The sequence below is a fragment of the Methylobacterium sp. CCH7-A2 genome (assembly GCF_001557075.1).
In the GTDB taxonomy this organism is placed as follows: domain Bacteria; phylum Pseudomonadota; class Alphaproteobacteria; order Rhizobiales; family Beijerinckiaceae; genus Allobosea; species Allobosea massiliensis.
Genome location: NZ_LSKN01000277.1, coordinates 1 through 231 on the forward strand (window position 1 = coordinate 1; position 231 = coordinate 231).

The following is a 231-nucleotide window of genomic DNA, read 5'->3' on the forward strand; positions in this document are numbered from 1 at the left end:
GCGCCAGCAGGTTGGTCTGGAAGGCGATGTCGTCGATGACGCGGATGATGTCCGAAATCTTGGTCGAGGCGCTCTCGATCCGCGCCATGGCCTCGACGGCCTCACTTGCGATGCTGCCGCCATTCTGCGCGGCATCCATCGCTTCGGTCGCGATGGCGGCGGCGTTGCGCGAGGCTTGGGCGGTCGCCTTCACGGACGCCGCGAGCTGCTCGGTCGTCGCCGCGGTCTCTT

Annotated in this window: 1 protein-coding gene; it reads right to left on the reverse strand. The window is 67.5% G+C overall.

The features are described 5' to 3' along the window. Window positions 1-231, reverse strand: a 231-nt coding sequence (locus AX750_RS20190) for a methyl-accepting chemotaxis protein (RefSeq protein WP_245282477.1), incomplete at both ends; no start/stop codon positions are given.